The organism is Roseivirga sp. BDSF3-8 (assembly GCF_041449215.1).
Taxonomy (GTDB): domain Bacteria; phylum Bacteroidota; class Bacteroidia; order Cytophagales; family Cyclobacteriaceae; genus JBGNFV01.
Genome location: NZ_JBGNFV010000001.1, coordinates 5717026 through 5734683 on the forward strand (window position 1 = coordinate 5717026; position 17658 = coordinate 5734683).

Sequence of the window (17658 nt, forward strand, 5' to 3'; positions counted from 1 at the left end):
TCATTATTGGTCGATGTTCGGGATGTAGCGTACGTGCTTCACCCACTTCAGTTGTTCTAAATATTGTAAGGTTATCTCCCTTACACCAGAATCCATTTCCAGTACCAGGCAGGCCAGATCATTTTTGCCCTTACGTGATACGGTCATGGTAGCTATATTGCAATCGTCATTAGACAGAATATTCGCGATAAAAGCAATACTGCCTTTCACATCCTTTGCCATGATGATCATGGTATGAAGGCTGGCGCTGAAGCCTGACGAGAACCCATCTACTTCTCTAATGTTGATGACTCCGCCTCCGAGGCTTTCGCCAATTACATCCATGGTGCGGGAAGACTCACCGGTAAGCCTGAGCTTAACGGTATTAGGGTGATAGACGGCTGCGCTGCCTATGGAGCGAAAGGAATATTCAAGTCCTCGCTCTTCGGCATAATCCATGGCGTTTTTAATGCGCTTATCGTCAGTATGAAAGTCCAGTAAACCGGCAATAACCGCCCTGTCGCTACCGTGTCCTTCATAGGTCCTGGCGAACGAATTATAAAAGGTGATCTCTGCTTTCACAGGCTTCTCTCCCAGCACTCTGATAGCGGTACGGGCTATTCTGACCACGCCTGCGGTGTGGCTGCTGGAAGGTCCGATCATCACAGGACCGATCATGTCAAATATGCTGCTTCGTTCTGCCATAATGTATTACTGTTCCGATATTCGTTAATTTGGCTGAGCGAAATAATATAATTCTTTACAAGTGGCGAAATAGCTTTATGAAAATACTTTTTGACGGCAGTGTTTATGAAGAGGAGAATCGACTAGTAGGGATAGATGACCGGGGGTTGCAATATGGAGATGGACTATTTGAAACGATGTATTGGAACGGTGAGGCCGTAAGAAACCTTGACCTACACCTCAAAAGACTGAAAAAGGGGACTGAAATACTAGGCCTGGAAGTAAATGAAGTATTAGAACCAGGAGCGCAGGAGAAAAAGATAACATCGCTGATCGAAGAAAATAAGCTGAGCGGTAAACTGCGTATCAAATGGATGATATGGCGCAGGCCGGGAGGGCTTTATCTGCCGCAAACCGAAAGCTTTCATGAGCTGATAAAAGTGATGCCCTATTCGCCGGGGCCGGCCATGGTCAGATCGGCTGATTTTGCTGATAGCATTCACCTGAGTTATAGCCAGATCAGTCCACTAAAGACCATAAGTGCCCTACCCTACGTGATGGCCGCCAGGGAATGCCGTGAAAGGGGCCTGGATGACCTGATATTATTATCTGATAGGGGAAAGGTGGCAGAATGCCTGTATGCTAACTTATTCTGGGGGTCAGGAAAAGAGCTTTATACCCCCTCCCTGCAAACAGGGTGTATTGAGGGAGTACGAAGAAAAGAACTGATGAATATTCTGCCTGACCTCGGATACTCCATAGAGGAAGCGGAAAGCCACCCGGAGAAGCTCCTGATGGCCTCGTATGCTTTCAGAACCAATGCGAATGCTATTGTGCCAATACATCGTATAGCAGATCGTATTTACGCCTCTGTACCGCAGGATATATTGTTTGTTGATAGGGACTAAACAGCCACTGCGGCACGTATGTGGGGGTGCGGGTTATAATCTTTGAGGGTAAAATCCTCGTACGTAAAATCGAAAATATCTTTTACCTCCGGGTTGATTTCCATAACAGGCATGGGCCGCGGATCACGGGAGAGTTGTAGTCTTGCCTGCTCCAGGTGATTGGTATACAGGTGGGCATCGCCAAAGGTATGGATAAACTCTCCCGGCTGCAGATCACAAACCTGGGCAACCATCAGGGTAAGCAGGGCGTAACTTGCAATGTTGAAGGGTACGCCAAGGAATACGTCGGCGCTTCGCTGGTATAGCTGACAGCTGAGCTTACCATCGGCAACATAGAACTGGAAGAGGGTATGGCAGGGAGGCAGCGCCATGTGGTCAACATCTGCCACATTCCATGCACTGATAATGTGCCTGCGGCTGTCGGGGTTTTGCTTTATCTGACGGATGAGGTTAGCTAACTGATCGATAGTACCGCCCTTACCATCCGGCCAGCTTCTCCACTGGTAGCCATATACAGGACCTAAATCACCGCTTTCGTCAGCCCATTCATCCCAGATAGACACCTTATTATCATTCAGGTATTTGATGTTTGTATCTCCTTTAATGAACCATAGGAGTTCATGAATGATGGACCGGAGGTGGACCTTTTTGGTGGTCACCAGGGGAAAGCCCTCCTGCAGATCAAAACGGATCTGGCGGCCGAATACACTTATGGTACCGGTGCCCGTACGGTCTTCTTTGCGGGTGCCGTAGTCTAGGATATGCTGCATCAAATCCAGGTACTGACGCATAGGTTTCTGTTTGCTTTGTGTGGAAATAGAGAAAATCTGAAAACCTCGGTATATATCCGGGGTTTCGTAGATTTACAAATTAAGTTAAAAAAAATATCTTCTGAACTGATCTGACAGCATGCCGAAAAAATATGCCCTGCCACTGCTCATCGTTATATTGCTTATTTCCGCCTGGCAGGCCGGCAATATCCGCTCTCTGAAGTTCGACTATAATTTTGAGAATTTTTTGCCTGTAGGTGATGAGGACCTTAGCTACTACCGCTATTTCCGTGAGAACTTTGAGTCTGATAACGACTATCTTCTTGTTGGTATTACATCGGATCACTCCGTAACGGACCCGGATTTTATAAATAAGTTGAACGGACTGACAAAGCGGCTCAATAATCTCGCCGCCGTAAACTCTGTCGTGTCTCCCACCCGGCAAGGTGAGCGCCGTGTGCTTGCAGACGGCAACGTGATCTCTTTACCCTGGCTGAATGAGGGGGGTGCGGGTGACAGCCTCCGAATAATGAATAATCGCCCGCTAACATGGCCGGTAATTGATGATGACCTAAAAAGGATCAGTTTGTTGGTCAACCTGGAGCCGGTCTCCGAGAAAAAAGCCTCTGACCTGATCGTGGATTCTGTATACCAGGCAATCTACTCAGCAGGCTTTAAGGGTGAACGTGTGGCGGTGGCGGGTAAGGCCAGAGCGCAAAAACATTACGTAAACCTTATGCAGGAGGAGTTGCCCACTCTGCTGGGGCTCTCTGTATTGGTGGTACTTGCGCTGTTGTATATGTTTTATAGAAGCCTATGGTGGACCTCTCTCCCTCTGGCTACGGTTGGGCTTACTGTATTATGGGCAATAGGATTCATGGCAGTGGCCGGCATACCGGTAGATATTATGATGGTGGCTTTACCCAGCATTATTTTCGTGGTGGCTACTTCGGACGTAATACATCTGCTAACGCGTTACCTGGAAGAGCTGCGGAGGGGGCTATCTGCTATTATGGCTATGAAACTTGCCTTTCGTGAAGTGGGGCTGGCTACCTTTCTGACCTCCATAACCACAGCAGCAGGTTTTTTCACCCTTTTGACGGCTTCTATCCGGCCCATCAGGTCATTTGGGGTAGTGGTGGGTACGGGCGTGTTTCTTGCCTTCGTTATCACCTTTACCTTTCTGCCGGCCCTCCTGACCCTGTTACCTAAACCCTCGATTACGAAAGTAATGCGCTCCGGTGAAAAATGGGAGCACTTGCTGCATCGGCTGCTCGACTGGTCGCTGTCGCATCGGAAAGTGGTCATTGCCGGGAGTTTACTTATTACTATTATCTCAGTCTTCGGAGCGTCAAAGGTGGAGACGGATAGCTTTCTGATATCAGATTTACCGGAGACTGATCCCCTAATGGCAGATTTTCAGTACATCGACCGGTATTTCGGCGGGTCGCGAAGCCTTGAGATAACGATGACGCTGCCAGACACAGCCGATGCATATGAATTAGGGACACTCAGGGCCATGGAGGCATTTCAGAGGGATATTGCCGAAGGACCAATAAGGGTCGTAGCCTCTCCCCTATTGCTGGCCTATGCCACCAATCAGGCACTATCCGGCGGAGATCCGGAAGCGTTCAGGCTACCCCAGGGGGACAGGGAAATAAGTCGGTTCCGGCGGTATATACGGAGGAGTCGACGCTACGTTAAATTCCCTATTGAAGCAGATAGTGGAAGGGTGTACCGCATCAGCGCACGTATCGCTGATATCGGAAGCAAAAAAACCCTGGCGGAACTAGACAGGTTACAGACTGCAGCGGAGGGTTCTATTTATGCAGGTATACTCTCCCCGCGGTTTACAGGCACCTCATTGCTTATAGACCAGAATAATGAAACCCTTACGCGCAATATGTTTGTGGGTCTGGGTCTGGCTATGATATTGGTGGGTATAATAGCTTCCTTGCTGTATAAATCCCCTAAAATGGCTCTCATAGCCTTAATTCCTAACTTATTGCCTATTCTAATGACTGCAGCCGTAATGGGATTTAGCGGGATCACACTCCGGCTAAGCACTTCCGTTATCTTTACTATCGCATTTGGCATTGCGGTGGATGACACCCTGCATTTTTTAAGTAAATTGAGGCTCATGGAAAAGCGTGGGATTGATCGCAACAAGGCTCTGCATATCACCTTCCGGCTCACGGGTAAGGCTATTGTGGTAACCACCCTCCTTTTAAGTGCAGGTTTTATGACTTTCCTGTTCAGCAGATTTGGCGCCATTTACTATATGGGGCTGCTGGTTTCCGTCACACTGGTCTCTGCCCTGGTGGTAGACTTGTTACTCCTGCCTGTTATCCTTAGTTACTTTAAACCTGATCAACCATCAACCACATGAGGCATATCCTGCTGGTATTGACGCTATGGGCTGCTGTGGCGTGCGGATGGGAAGAAGAAAACACCAGTTATACTCCTGTCATAAAGGGCCTGAACCTGGTGGCTGCTCCGGGGCATCCGGATTCTGCCAGTTTTGGGGCTATCCAAAAGACCGGGGCTAACTGGGTAGCTGTAATCCCCTATGCATTTCTTCGACCTGGTGAGACAGAGATACATTTTAACACCAGCGGTCAATGGGCAGGAGAGCGTAAAGAGGGCATTATTCTGGCTGTAGACCAAGCTCACGCAATAGGACTGAAAGTGATGCTTAAGCCACATGTGTGGGTCATGGGCCAGGGATGGATGGGCGATTTCACACTTTCAGATGAAGAAAAATGGCAAAAATGGCAGGAAGCTTACACCCGATACTTAATTTTTTACGCAGATTTATCCGATTCACTAGGGGTGGAAATGCTCTGCATAGGAACGGAAATGAGGCAGGTAGTGCAAGAAAGGCCTGCCTATTGGCCGGAACTGATAGATACGGTGAAAGATGTATACCGTGGTAAGCTTACTTATGCAGCCAATTGGGATAACTATGAAAACGTAGGCTTCTGGAATGAGCTTGACTATATCGGAATAGACGCTTACTTCCCTCTTTCTGATGATCCGCTACCCTCTGCTGAAGAGCTAAGAAATGCATGGAAGCCTATAGCAGAGCACATGGCTAACTTTGCCGGAAGCATTGGTAAGCAGGTCATATTCACTGAATATGGTTACAAAAGCACTACTTATACGGCAGCTGCCCATTGGGAAAAAAGAGAGAGAATATGGGAAGAGCAGGCACAAGTAGCCGGGCTGGAAGGCCTTTATACTACTTTTTGGAAAGGGAAGCACTGGTTTGACGGTGGCTTCTTATGGAAGTGGCACCCTACAGCAGAGACAATGAAACGCGGAGAGATTACGGAACCCTACACGGTGCAGAATAAAAGGGGATTACTAACCCTGAAAGAATGGTATGGGGCCGAGGTAATGTCAGAATAAAAAAGTAAGGCGCAGACAATTTCCGGTATTACCCGTCAACTGAACTGCGCCTTGTCAACCAAACCACTAAACCTATGAAAAAGAAAACGCTGCTATATTAGCAATTCTTAAAGCTTTTAAGTTCCTGTTATTCAGTAACTTTATATCAATTTTATTACATCAGAATCAAGGATAGAAAAACTGTCCGGCATACCACCTTCACAACCCTTCTAAGCATACTTGAGGGACAGTAAGATCAACCATTATGAACCCTAAACTTTCTTTGAAATCAATCACTTTTCTCTTTGAAATTTTCACCCGGAGTCTGGTAAAACCACCTTGCTATTTCAAGAGGGCCAGTCGTTTACCAGCCCATTTGAATACATTACACCAATATTGAAATATTAGTTTCCTGCATCTGATTTTTTTTACCTGGCCATTGCTCCGTCGAGAATGATACTCACCAGCCCGTCAAATACCTCGGCAGGTTTATCAGGAATTTCCTCCTCCATTTGCTCAGGCACTAATTTCCTGAATTCAGGATTGAGAATTGTTTCAATGGCTGCTGCGTATAGCATGACAGCCAGCGTTTTATTCACTTCCTTACGGATATACCCCTTGTTGATTCCCTGCTCCAGAAGACGATTAAACCTCAGGAAAGCTGCTTCCCGCCGGTAATCTTCCACCATAGCCCATACCTGGGGCGAGGTGCGCTTAAGATCCAACAAAAAATTCTGACTGAAAGCACTTAGTTTTGTGCCAACAAATGCAAATATTTGCCTAATCTTATCGGGAAACTCCAGCGTCTCATCCATCAACAAGCGATCTACCCCTGCAGAAAGATCGTTTTTAAGCTCAATGATGATAGTATGCAGGAGCACCTCTTTACTATCGAAATAGTTGTAAAGGGTTTTCTTGCTCATCCCCAGATGACGGGCAAGCTCATCCATTGAAACCTGGCTAAAGCCATTTTTATAGAAAAGCTCACGCGCTCCCTGCAGGATTACTTTCTTTCTGTCGAGTCGATTAGTCATCAGAAAAAACTACACTGGAAATCAACAAATAGTTTCCTTTAATTTGGATGTGCAAAGGTAGAGTATAGCATCGGGAATTCCTTATACTATTCCATGCAAAAACACATGATTTATTACATGCTGATTCTCAGACAGATAGCACTCCTAAACAAAGAGTATGCAGATTTGCCCCCAGATTTTTTCAAATAGCCTTATAATTCATTTATTTCCATACTTTTTCAAAGCAAGCATAAACCGGAAGCCCCAACGTATATGGCAAGCGATATAGCCTCTAATAACCGCCGAAAAGGCAAAAAAGTCCTCACCAAAAAAGAAATAGCCCAATCCAAACTGATAGAAGTAGCCTGGGAGGTATGCAACCAGGTAGGTGGCATTTACACCGTGATCAGATCTAAGGTACCTGTGATCCGTGAACGCTGGGGAAATAATTATGTACTGGTAGGGCCTTTAGTGCACCCTCATGTAAGCTCAGAGTTTGAGCCTATTGATGAACCAGATGATGCGCTGGGTGCTGCTGTGAAAAAGCTAAGGAAGGAAGGGGTCAGGATACAATACGGCATCTGGCTTATATCCGGTCGCCCGAGGGTGGTGCTTATTGATCCTGCGTCTGCCCGTGACTACCTGAGCGACGTCAAGTACCTGCTATGGGAGCACCATGGCATTCCCACCCCTCCGGATGACAAACTTATTGACGGGGTGGTTGCTTTCGGGCATCTGGTAAAACGATTGCTTACTTATATGGTACAGGACGAGCGGTGCCCACGCCATGTACTGGCACACTTTCATGAATGGATGGCGGCTACACCTATCCCGGATATCCGTCGTGAGAAATTACCTATAAAAACCATTTTTACTACTCATGCTACTATGCTGGGGCGTTACGTGGCCATGAATGACCCCATGTTTTACCAGAACCTTCCATTTGTAGACTGGGAAAAGGAAGCCACGCACTATAATATAATGCCTCAGGTACAAATAGAGCGGGTGGCCGCAGCCGACTGTCATATGTGCACAACTGTGAGCGATGTGACTGCCCAGGAATGTATATATCTTCTGGGAAGAACGCCGGACGCCATTCTACCCAATGGCCTTAATATCGAGCGATTTGAAGCACTGCATGAGGTGCAAAATCTTCACCAGGCGTACAAAGAAAAAATTCACCGCTTCGCGATGGCCTATTTTTTCCCGAGCTACAGCTTTGACCTGGATAATACGCTGTACTTCTTTACCAGTGGCCGGTTTGAGTATAAGAATAAGGGGTTTGATATGACTCTGCAGGCCTTATCAAAACTTAATGAAAAGTTGAAAGAGGATGACAGCCCGCTTACTATCGTCATGTTTTTTGTAACACGGCAGCCCTATCACTCTCTTAATCCGGAGGTACTTCACTCCAGGGCGCTGATGGAGGAGCTGCGCCAAACCTGCTCGGCCATAGAAAAGGAGGTGGGCAAGAAACTGTTCTATACGGCTGCGGGCAGCACAAATCATAAACTGCCAGAGCTGAGCGACTTTGTTGAGGACTACTGGAAACTACGTTACCGCCGTACCCTACAAAGCTGGAAAAGTGATAAACTACCCCCAATCGTTACCCATAATCTGATGGATGACCAGCAGGACGAAATACTGAATGCGCTCAGGGAATTCAACCTTCTGAACTTTAAGGAGGATAATGTAAAGGTAGTCTACCATCCGGACTTCGTATCAGCCTCCAGCCCACTGTGGGGAATAGACTATGGTCAGTTTGTACGAGGGTGCCATCTGGGCATATTCCCAAGTTACTATGAACCCTGGGGTTATACGCCACTGGAGTGCATTGCCCGGGGAGTACCGGCTGTGACCAGTGATCTATCAGGTTTTGGCGATTATGTGACCAGGACCATCAAAGATCACGATGATAGCGGACTCTATGTGGTAAGGCGACACCATCAGGAATATGAAAAGGCTACTGATGAACTTGCTGATGCGCTGTACCGCTTTTCGCAATTGAACCGGCGGGAACGAATCGCTTTACGAAATAAGGTGGAAGGAAATGCGATTAAGTTTGACTGGAAAGCCTTATCCAAGCACTACGAGGCAGTTTATAAGCAAATAACATTAGAATAAGGCAGATCTATCTACGAAATTATTCGTAAATTAGTTTGCATCTACGAAAAGGTTCGTATATAATTGTGTTACGAAATTATTCGTAGAACGATAACTCGCAACAACAATGACTACCAAACTAACCTATCCTACAGAATCTGAACTCGAGATTCTGCAGGTGCTGTGGCAAAACGGACCTAACCCGGTCCGTTTTGTTAACGACAAACTCAATGAGACCCGGGACACGGGTTACACCACAACCCTGAAAATGATGCAGATCATGCTAGAAAAGGGCATGCTTACGCGCAAAGGAGCTGGCAGACAGCATATTTACGAGGCAGTGGTTAGAGAAGAAGAAACACAGCAGCGGCTACTAGACCGCTTCCTGGACAGGGCCTTTGGCGGATCAGCCACCAAGCTGGTACAAGCTCTAAGTCAGCGCAGGCCGGACACTGATGAGGTAGCTGAAATACGCAGAATACTGGACCAGATGGAAGGAGGTGAGAAATGAACTTCATACAACAGATTTTCTCTGACCAACTGACTTATGCGGTTTCTAACGCGCTATTACACTCCTTGTGGCAGGGCGGCTTAATTGCCTTTGGCCTGGCTCTTTCTCTGCACTTTCTGAGAAATCAAACGGCCCGATTCAGGTACCGCCTCATTACTGGCGCACTCCTGTTCTTTTTTGCAGGTAACATCGCTACCGGACTATATTCCTACCAAGCGTGGAGCCCGGCTCCGGAGCTAACAGTAAACCCCGATCGCCTCATCTTTACAGATATGACTCCCCTGGAAGCGGGTATCGTGCAGAATGGACTGAAAAGTGAAAATAGCCTGGTCTATGCATTTTCTTATGCCCTGACTCTCTATCGACAATCATCATCGGTGGTATTGGCTGTTTGGCTCATAGGCATGCTGCTTTTTTCTATGAAACTATCTACTGGTCTGGCCTATACGTACAGGTTACGATCTTCGGGCATACCCAACCGGGTGCCTGAGCAGTGGCAGAAAAGTGCCCGGGCTATGGCAGATAGGCTGGGAATCAGGAGTAAGTTTGACCTGGCTGAATCCGGTCTTGCGGATACGCCCATGGTTATAGGCATTATACGCCCCATGATCCTGTTGCCCCTCGGCACGTTTACCGGTACTGAGCCTGCCCACCTGGAAGCCATACTGGCGCATGAGTTGGCCCATATTCATCGTCGTGATTACCTTGTAAACCTGTTGATGCAGGTGTTGGAATCACTTTACTTTTATCACCCGGCCGTATGGTTCATGCTTGAGATAGCCCGTACAGAAAGGGAGCACTGCTGCGATGATATTGCGGTAAGCCTTACGGGTACTCCTACTCACCTGGTAATGGCACTGGGCAAACTTGGCATACAGCAAAGTAAACCCGCCAAAGCTTCTCTCGCAATGGGGTTTGGTCAGAAGCGTACGCCTATTGCGGATCGAATGAAACGGCTGCTTGGTCAGGGTAACCCTTCGCGCTACCTGGGTGAAAGACTGGTGGCAGCGGTAGCACTGATTGTAACTGCAGGCCTGCTGCATGTAAGTGCTATCTCCGGTGACAATGTACCGGGAGACCAGATGCCGGTCCCTCCCACCCCTCCGGAAGTACCTGCGGCCCCGGGGACACCCTCATCAACGGCAGCACATCCTTTGCCTGAAAGCCCTGCCTTACCGCAGGACACGGTTCACACTCCCGAAGGTATACGGAACGTACCGGAAGGAATGCCTGCCCCCCCTTCCCCTGAGGCATTACACCTGAAGATATTTGATAAGCTTACTGACGCCATGAAAGAAGATGGGCTGATTAACGAATCAGAGGCTTATAGCATTACCTTCAACCAGAATGAGCTCATTATTAATGGGGAAAAACAGCCTGCCAGCGTTTACCGTAAGTACCGGAACATGTATGAAAAAGACATGGGTAAAGTGAAGGCAAGCGGCTCATTTAACTGGCACATCAATCATGACCCTGAAATGAAAGGAGCCTCCGGCGCTATCCCTCATTCGGATCAGCATCGCAAGGCTGTGGAAATGGCTCACCAATCACGGGAGCAAAGGCTAGCAGCCCTTGAGCAGGCGCACCATGCGCTTGAGCTTCACAGGGCTGATTCGGCCGAGCACAGTAGAGTCATGAAGGAGGCATTCAGAGAAGCAGAAAAGCACCGTGCAGAGGCCGAAAAAGAGATGAAGCGAGTGTTACAGGATACGGCTGTGTGGCGCGAACGCTTAAAAGCATCAGAAGAGGCTATGAAGCACATTGAGAGGTTTTATGCTGATTCCTCTCACATGAGGCAAATGTTTGAAGAGTCACAGTTACAGGCTTTAAGTGAAGCTCATGAGCAACTTGAACACATGAAAGACCAGTTCAATTTTCAGGAAGACCACCTTCAGGAAATGATGGAGGGTATGAAAATGGACTTCGATATAGACCTGGACAGTACCTACTTTGAAAGCATCCGTGACGCACAGAAAGAACTCCAACAATCAATCGAACAATTGAAAAAGGAGATCGAAGAGGAGCAATAATTAATATTCTCATTATCTGATCGGCTGTCTGTTCGCACTTGCGGGCAGACAGCTTTTTTATGCCCGCATTTGATTATAAAGAATACATCGTGCAGGTTCATTTATCTCTTATAACCTAGTAATAACACCTTAATAGGCACCAACTGCTCCTCTCTATTGTGTTTATGCCCAGTTGTAGTGCTGCCTGGCAAAAGACAATCAGGTTCACTCCCTTTTCAAAAGGACATAAAAAAACAAAGCCTGCCGACTGGCAGACTTTGTTTCACATTCAGCATTGCAGATGGTTTGAAGATTAACTTAGGTCTTTTTGAAGTTGGGTTAATTTTTTCTGCAGGCTTTCATCCTGGTAGTTAGGGTTCTTGAGAATACCTGCCTTCAGGCTTTCCAGGTAAAAATCTGCCGCTTTGCGTTTTTCATTATTCGCCAGATGGTAGTCGCCCATGGCTTCCAGGTTGTCAGGGTTTTTATCCATTTCTATGGATTTTTCTAACCAACTATGTGCCTCTTCCATATTTGTGTTTTTCCTGACACACATTTGGGCACTCTTGCAGTAATCCTTCCAGTCCGGGGTAGCCTTTTTCTCCAGCTTGGTGCGAGCCTTATCGGTGGTTTTATCCACCTTACCATCCTGTCCGCCTGCGAGGGCTGGTATTGCCAGGAAAAAGGTGAGTAACAAACATAATAACATGCTGGCCCGAAGGGTGTTGTTGCGTGAATTAATCATAAAAATTGAGTTTTTTGGTTGTATGGCTATTGGTTTGCACAATAGGTGCCAAAAAACGCAAATGGCTCCTGAGAGCCATATGAGGGAAAAAAATGAAGCTGGTACAAAAATGACTGTACGGAAACATGACATCGTACTTTCATTTTCGGACAGTGAGACTTATACACTTATGTTTCACTCTTCCAGTGGCTTCAACCATTCACTATGCCCGAATGTATTCCACTCTATCTTGGCCAGGTCCACCTCTGAGTCTACAAACTCCTGCAAGGGCCGGCCATTAAGTGAGGCTTTACTCAGGGCATATATCTCGATCTCTTCATACCCCTTTTCACGGTATACTTTCTTAAGGTGCTGTACAAACTGGTACACCATATCCGGATGGGTAGCCAGTTTCCTTGCCTGTTTATTTGTGAGGTACTCCCTAGGGTCTATTATCTCACTTTTCCCATTACTCGGCATATTAACTTTAAAATGAATAACTCCGTATTTAGTCCGGAGCATCATTTGCCAGGCCAGGCGGTGCCCCTCTTCTGTCCAGTGTACTGATCCGGGAAACAGCACATGCCTAATGGGCAAAAATATCTGTAGCACAAAGTAGAGTGCTAAAAACGTCACAAGCACCGGCTTGTAATTTGGTATAGCGACAGAGTGGGTAGATACCGGCTCCTTTTTCTTAAAGAATACCCTGCGGATGGTTTCAGGATTAAAGAAAAACACATTGAGCGCGATGGCCATATAGGGAAAGATACCGATACCAAAGGTGATTGAATTAAATAGATGGAAAAACAGACTCAGGCAAAAGCCTAACACCCTGGTACGTCTGTAAAGCAACAGGGGCACAATGGAGGCATCGAACAGGATTCCGCCGTAGGAAATAAAGTAATGAAACCAGCGCTCCGCATATATAGGTCCTACTGTAGGCAATCTCGCCTTTGAGGTAAACCATATCTCCATAGGCATGGCCTGTAGCCAATCAGGATATAGCTTATGCACAGCTGCATAGAAATATACAATAGCCACCTGTACTATAAAGATGAAATGACACCACCGGGGGCATGTATTACTCTTCATATCCGGGTTACGCTTTGCATCCAGCGAATAGACGCGGTTTGCCGGCATAAGGGTCATAAACCCTGTAAGCAACACCATCAGGTAATAGTGATTATTGTAGCTGGACTTCTGCATCAAATAAACGCCGGTCCATAATACGAAGTAACCTATGGCACTGATTCGGTAGCGGTAGCCAAGCATGATACCGAGCGCGCAAAGGGCCATCGCACTAAACCATATGTACATACCATAGCCTGGCAAAGGCCTTATCCACTCAAAACCAATGTAGTTGAAAGTGAAGTCGGGCGCTATGAGTACGCGCTCCACCCACCCCAGTGCCATGGCGCCGGCGGCTTCCAGAAAGAGCAAAAAGCCAAAGACCATGCGGAAAAGGACCAGCGGACTGTTATCTGTCTGAGTAAAAAGCATCCGGTCCAGCAGGCCGGCATTCTGTCGGGTAAGCGAATCTGTAGTCATCTTAGCCCAAAAATAATTAAAGTCCGGACATAGTACAGGGCTTTAGATGGAAGCATCCTTCTCACTATCTCCTTTTTCTAAACAAAATGCGCAGTAAGGGTTGAATGTATGGAGAACCCGGCAGAATAACCGCCCCGTGCATTCCCAAAAACAGGATATATTATCTAATTTAGCTGCCTGTTTGGCTGAACTAAGAAATAATTAAGGAAGAATGGCCGATTACCACTTTCGAGAGATAGAGAAAAAATGGCAGAAGACTTGGGCAGAACGTAATGCCTATAAAGCCGATATAGATCATAATAAGCCCAAATACTATGTGCTGGATATGTTTCCCTACCCCTCCGGCGCTGGGTTGCATGTGGGACACCCCCTGGGCTATATTGCTTCGGATATAGTAGCGCGCTATAAAAAGCTTAAGGGATATAATGTCCTGCACCCTATGGGCTTCGATGCGTTTGGCCTGCCGGCAGAACAATACGCTATCCAGACTGGCCAGCATCCTGCAAAAACCACCTATGAGAATCTGGACCGTTATAAGCATCAGCTAAATAATATAGGCTTCAGCTTCGATTGGGACAAAGAGGTGCAAACCTGTGATCCTGACTATTACAAATGGACTCAGTGGATATTCATGCAGCTGTTTGATAGCTGGTATGACAATAAGGCTAATAAGGCCCGACCGGTCAGTGAACTAACTGAGCTGTTTGCTGCAGAAGGAAATAGCACAGTGAATGCTGCCTGCGACGAAGACACCCCACTATTTAGTGCCGAAGAATGGACAGGCTTCAGTGAAAAAGAGCAAGCCGACCTGCTGTTGAAGTATCGTCTTACCTACCTGTCCGAAGCCGTGGTAAACTGGTGCCCTGCCCTGGGTACTGTACTGGCCAATGATGAGGTAAAGGACGGCGTAAGTGAACGCGGGGGGCACCCGGTAGAGCGTAAGAAAATGCTTCAGTGGAGCATGCGCATCACTGCATACAGTCAGCGCCTGCTTGACGGACTGGATACCATAGACTGGCCGGAACCAATGAAGGAAATTCAGCGGAACTGGATAGGCAGATCAGTAGGGGCAGAAGTAGACTTTAGTGTAGAAGGTAGCGACCGTAAGATTCGTGTTTTCACTACCCGAATAGACACTATCTACGGAGTTACTTACCTGGCCCTTGCCCCGGAGAGTGAATTGGTGGATGAACTAACTGCGGATACCCACCGTGAAGAGGTTCAAGCTTATGTAGCGCAGGCCAAGAACCGTTCCGAGCGTGATCGCATGAGTGATGTGAAAACGGTTTCCGGGTCATTTACAGGCGCATATGCCATTCACCCCTTTAGCGGAGAAAATATTCCTATCTGGGTGGCAGACTATGTTCTGGGTGGATATGGCACGGGGGCCGTAATGGCTGTACCGGCTCACGATACCCGTGACTACGCTTTTGCCAAGCACTTTGACCTGCCTATAGTGGAGGTAGTGAGCGGTGGAAACATTGAAGAAGAAGCCTTTGATGGTAAAGAGGGTACCATTGTAAACTCTGATTTCCTCAACGGCCTGCCGGTTCAGGCAGCCATAGCAAAAGCCATTGCCTATGTGGAAGACAATAAAATAGGTAAAGGAAAGATCAACTATCGTCAGCGGGATGCCGTATTTGGTCGCCAGCGGTATTGGGGTGAGCCAGTCCCGGTATTCTATGTAGATGGTATCCCTCATCTGTTGCCAGAATCTTCCTTGCCTCTTACCCTTCCGGAAATAGACCGGTATCTGCCAACAGAAACCGGTGAGCCTCCCCTGGGCCGGGCTGAAAACTGGAAAACGGATGAAGGCCATCCGCTGGAACTAAGTACGATGCCGGGCTGGGCCGGATCAAGCTGGTACTTTTTCAGATACATGGATCCGCGTAACAATGAGCGCTTCGTTGGAAAGCAGGCTCAAGGCTACTGGGAAAATGTAGACTTGTATATCGGAGGCGCAGAGCATGCCACAGGGCACTTGCTTTACTCACGTTTCTGGACCATGTTCCTGTACGACCGTGGATTTGTAACCGTACAAGAGCCATTCAAAAAGCTGATCAATCAGGGCATGATTCAGGGTCGGTCTAATTTTGTGTACAGGGTTAAGGACAGTAATACGTTTGTATCTTATAACCTCACCAAAGACTTCGATGTAGTGCCTATGCACGCAGACGTAAGCCTGGTGGGTGAGAATGACGTACTGGATATCCAGGCTTTCCGCCAGTGGCGTCCTGACCTGGCCGACGCGGAATTTGTACTTGAAGACGGCCGCTACATATGCGGAGCGGAAATCGAGAAGATGTCCAAGTCAAAGTATAATGTTATTAACCCTGATGACATGATCGATCAGTATGGCGCTGATACGCTCCGTATGTACGAGATGTTCCTTGGGCCACTGGAAGACAGCAAGCCCTGGAATACCAATGGCATCACCGGGGTCAGCGGCTTCCTGCGTAAATTCTGGAATCTCTTCTACAAGAAGCGTGAGTTCAGTGTAACAGACGATAAGCCGACTGCTGATGAACTGAAGGTGCTTCACAAAACCCTTAAAAAGGTAGAAGAGGACATAGAGCGCTTCTCATTCAATACGACGGTAAGTGCCTTTATGATTTGCACCAATGAACTGGCTGCTTTAAAGTGCCGTAAGCGCCAGATACTTGAGCCTCTGGTCATTGCACTATCCCCTTATGCACCGCACCTGGCAGAAGAGCTTTGGCAGGCACTGGGTAATAGTGGCTCAGTACTTGAGGCCACCTTCCCTGAGTGGAGCGAAGAACACCTGAAGGATGATGTGCATGAGTACCCTATCTCTATTAATGGCAAAATGAGGACGAAGATCGCCTTTCCTGTAGATATGCCTAAAGAAGAAATGGAGAAAGAAGTGCTGGCCTCGGAGGTGGTTCAAAAATGGACTGAAGGCAAGCCGCCTAAAAAAGTAATAATCGTTCCCAAGAAGATAGTGAACGTAGTCGTATAAATTGAAAAAGAAGAGGCTGTTCATAATTAGAGCAGTCTCTTTTATTTTGTCCTTGCGGCATATAGGTACTAGATAGATAACCTCTCTTATATGAGACACTTATCCACAAAACCTAAAAGAAGTTCTTTAAAATTACATCGGGATTAACTCTTGCCATTTCGCCAGATGGGAGTAAGAAATAATAGCAGGGTTTAAAGGATGTGAGGCTCAGGATGGCATTTAAGTAAGTTACCCTACTGATACCCGGTACTATGGTGAGAAAAATCTAATGTAATTGACCGGTTTTAAATACACCAATCTCTTTCTTGGCAGGGTCCTTTTCTTCTTCTGATTCCTCTTCCTCCTGGTTCTGATAGTAATCCAGTTCATAAGGGTCCTGATCTTCCTCCAGGATTACCTCTTCCTCTTTTTTCTTTTTGTTACCACCAAATAATCGCTTGAAGAAGCCTGGCTTTTTCTCATTGCTTTCCTCATCCATGGGCTCATCTCTGAGTTCATCGGCAAACTCATCCAGCTCATTTTCTTCCTGTTCTTCCTCCGGAGGCGCCATCTGGTATTGCCCTATGCGTTGCATGTACACTTTCATGTCGCGATTGTACCGAAACACATCAGCATATTTTCTAGCCATTATTCCCGCCTCTATGCTGTCTCTCTGGGCAGAATCAAGCTCGTGGTAGGCCAGGATTTCCGTTTCGGCGGAATCAGGTGCCGGATACACATACTCCATTTCTACTGTCTGGAGTGACCGGACCTTTTTCTTATAAGGCTCCAGTTCCATTATTCCATACCTGGTCTTTTCTACGTTAACGGAGTAGTCTACGGGCAGGGTATCTTTATCAAAGGGGTAAAAGAGTCGCTCTTGGGCCTGTGGGTCATGCAGATACACACTCTGATAGGCAGGGCATATCACCTTGTCCTTACAGGAAGTAAGCATTCCGGGCACCAGGCAAATGGTAGCTAGGAATAAGAGTACATGTGAAAATCTGAATGATTGCAACATCTGTTTAACTAACCCACTAACGGCGTGCCCTCATGGCAC

Annotated in this window: 13 protein-coding genes; 7 read left to right on the plus strand and 6 right to left on the minus strand. The window is 47.2% G+C overall.

Going from position 1 to position 17658, the window contains the following annotated elements:
• Window positions 1-3 precede the first annotated feature (3 nt).
• On the minus strand, window positions 4-684 hold the full coding sequence (gene sdaAB, locus AB9P05_RS23290) for an L-serine ammonia-lyase, iron-sulfur-dependent subunit beta (protein WP_371911247.1): 681 nt from the start codon (window positions 682-684) through the stop codon (window positions 4-6).
• Window positions 685-761: 77 nt separating this feature from the next.
• Here sdaAB and AB9P05_RS23295 point away from each other — a divergent pair, with 77 nt between their 5' ends.
• Window positions 762-1571, plus strand: coding sequence for an aminotransferase class IV (locus AB9P05_RS23295; RefSeq protein WP_371911248.1), 810 nt, complete (start codon window positions 762-764; stop codon window positions 1569-1571).
• Here AB9P05_RS23295 and AB9P05_RS23300 read toward each other — a convergent pair.
• A complete protein-coding gene (locus AB9P05_RS23300; protein ID WP_371911249.1) occupies window positions 1568-2362 on the minus strand; it encodes a thymidylate synthase in 795 nt (264 codons plus the stop codon). The genes AB9P05_RS23295 and AB9P05_RS23300 overlap by 4 nt on opposite strands.
• 118 nt (window positions 2363-2480) lie before the next feature.
• Here AB9P05_RS23300 and AB9P05_RS23305 point away from each other — a divergent pair, with 118 nt between their 5' ends.
• Together AB9P05_RS23305 and AB9P05_RS23310 are read left to right on the plus strand one after the other, a co-directional pair.
• Window positions 2481-4730, plus strand: a complete 2250-nt coding sequence (locus AB9P05_RS23305) for an RND family transporter (protein WP_371911250.1) — start codon at window positions 2481-2483, stop codon at window positions 4728-4730.
• Window positions 4727-5752, plus strand: coding sequence for a hypothetical protein (locus tag AB9P05_RS23310; protein ID WP_371911251.1), 1026 nt, complete (start codon window positions 4727-4729; stop codon window positions 5750-5752). The genes AB9P05_RS23305 and AB9P05_RS23310 overlap by 4 nt, the downstream gene beginning before the upstream one ends.
• Window positions 5753-6159: 407 nt before the next feature.
• On the opposite strand, the gene AB9P05_RS23315 is transcribed toward AB9P05_RS23310, so the two are convergent.
• Window positions 6160-6765, minus strand: coding sequence for a TetR/AcrR family transcriptional regulator (locus AB9P05_RS23315; protein WP_371911252.1), 606 nt, complete (start codon window positions 6763-6765; stop codon window positions 6160-6162).
• 252 nt (window positions 6766-7017) lie between these two features.
• Here AB9P05_RS23315 and AB9P05_RS23320 point away from each other — a divergent pair, with 252 nt between their 5' ends.
• The 3 genes from AB9P05_RS23320 to AB9P05_RS23330 all read left to right on the plus strand — a co-directional run bounded on the left by AB9P05_RS23320 (window position 7018) and on the right by AB9P05_RS23330 (window position 11388).
• The gene (locus AB9P05_RS23320) at window positions 7018-8868 is read left to right on the plus strand and encodes a glycosyltransferase (protein ID WP_371911253.1); all 1851 of its coding nucleotides are present in this window, start codon (window positions 7018-7020) and stop codon (window positions 8866-8868) included.
• Window positions 8869-8974: 106 nt separating this feature from the next.
• Window positions 8975-9358, plus strand: coding sequence for a BlaI/MecI/CopY family transcriptional regulator (locus tag AB9P05_RS23325; RefSeq protein WP_371911254.1), 384 nt, complete (start codon window positions 8975-8977; stop codon window positions 9356-9358).
• Window positions 9355-11388 (plus strand): M56 family metallopeptidase, encoded by a 2034-nt coding sequence (locus tag AB9P05_RS23330; protein ID WP_371911255.1) that lies wholly within the window; start codon window positions 9355-9357, stop codon window positions 11386-11388. The genes AB9P05_RS23325 and AB9P05_RS23330 overlap by 4 nt, the downstream gene beginning before the upstream one ends.
• A 292-nt stretch (window positions 11389-11680) precedes the next feature.
• On the opposite strand, the gene AB9P05_RS23335 is transcribed toward AB9P05_RS23330, so the two are convergent.
• Together AB9P05_RS23335 and AB9P05_RS23340 are read right to left on the minus strand one after the other, a co-directional pair.
• The gene (locus tag AB9P05_RS23335; RefSeq protein ID WP_371911256.1) at window positions 11681-12112 is read right to left on the minus strand and encodes a hypothetical protein; all 432 of its coding nucleotides are present in this window, start codon (window positions 12110-12112) and stop codon (window positions 11681-11683) included.
• 174 nt (window positions 12113-12286) lie between these two features.
• On the minus strand, window positions 12287-13639 hold the full coding sequence (locus AB9P05_RS23340) for an HTTM domain-containing protein (RefSeq protein ID WP_371911257.1): 1353 nt from the start codon (window positions 13637-13639) through the stop codon (window positions 12287-12289).
• Window positions 13640-13850: 211 nt separating this feature from the next.
• Between AB9P05_RS23340 and leuS the strand changes: the two genes are divergently transcribed.
• Complete coding sequence (leuS, locus tag AB9P05_RS23345) at window positions 13851-16619, plus strand: leucine--tRNA ligase (RefSeq protein ID WP_371911258.1); 2769 nt, start codon at window positions 13851-13853, stop codon at window positions 16617-16619.
• A gap of 265 nt (window positions 16620-16884) precedes the next feature.
• On the opposite strand, the gene AB9P05_RS23350 is transcribed toward leuS, so the two are convergent.
• The gene (locus tag AB9P05_RS23350) at window positions 16885-17553 is read right to left on the minus strand and encodes a hypothetical protein (protein WP_371911259.1); all 669 of its coding nucleotides are present in this window, start codon (window positions 17551-17553) and stop codon (window positions 16885-16887) included.
• Window positions 17554-17658 lie beyond the last annotated feature (105 nt).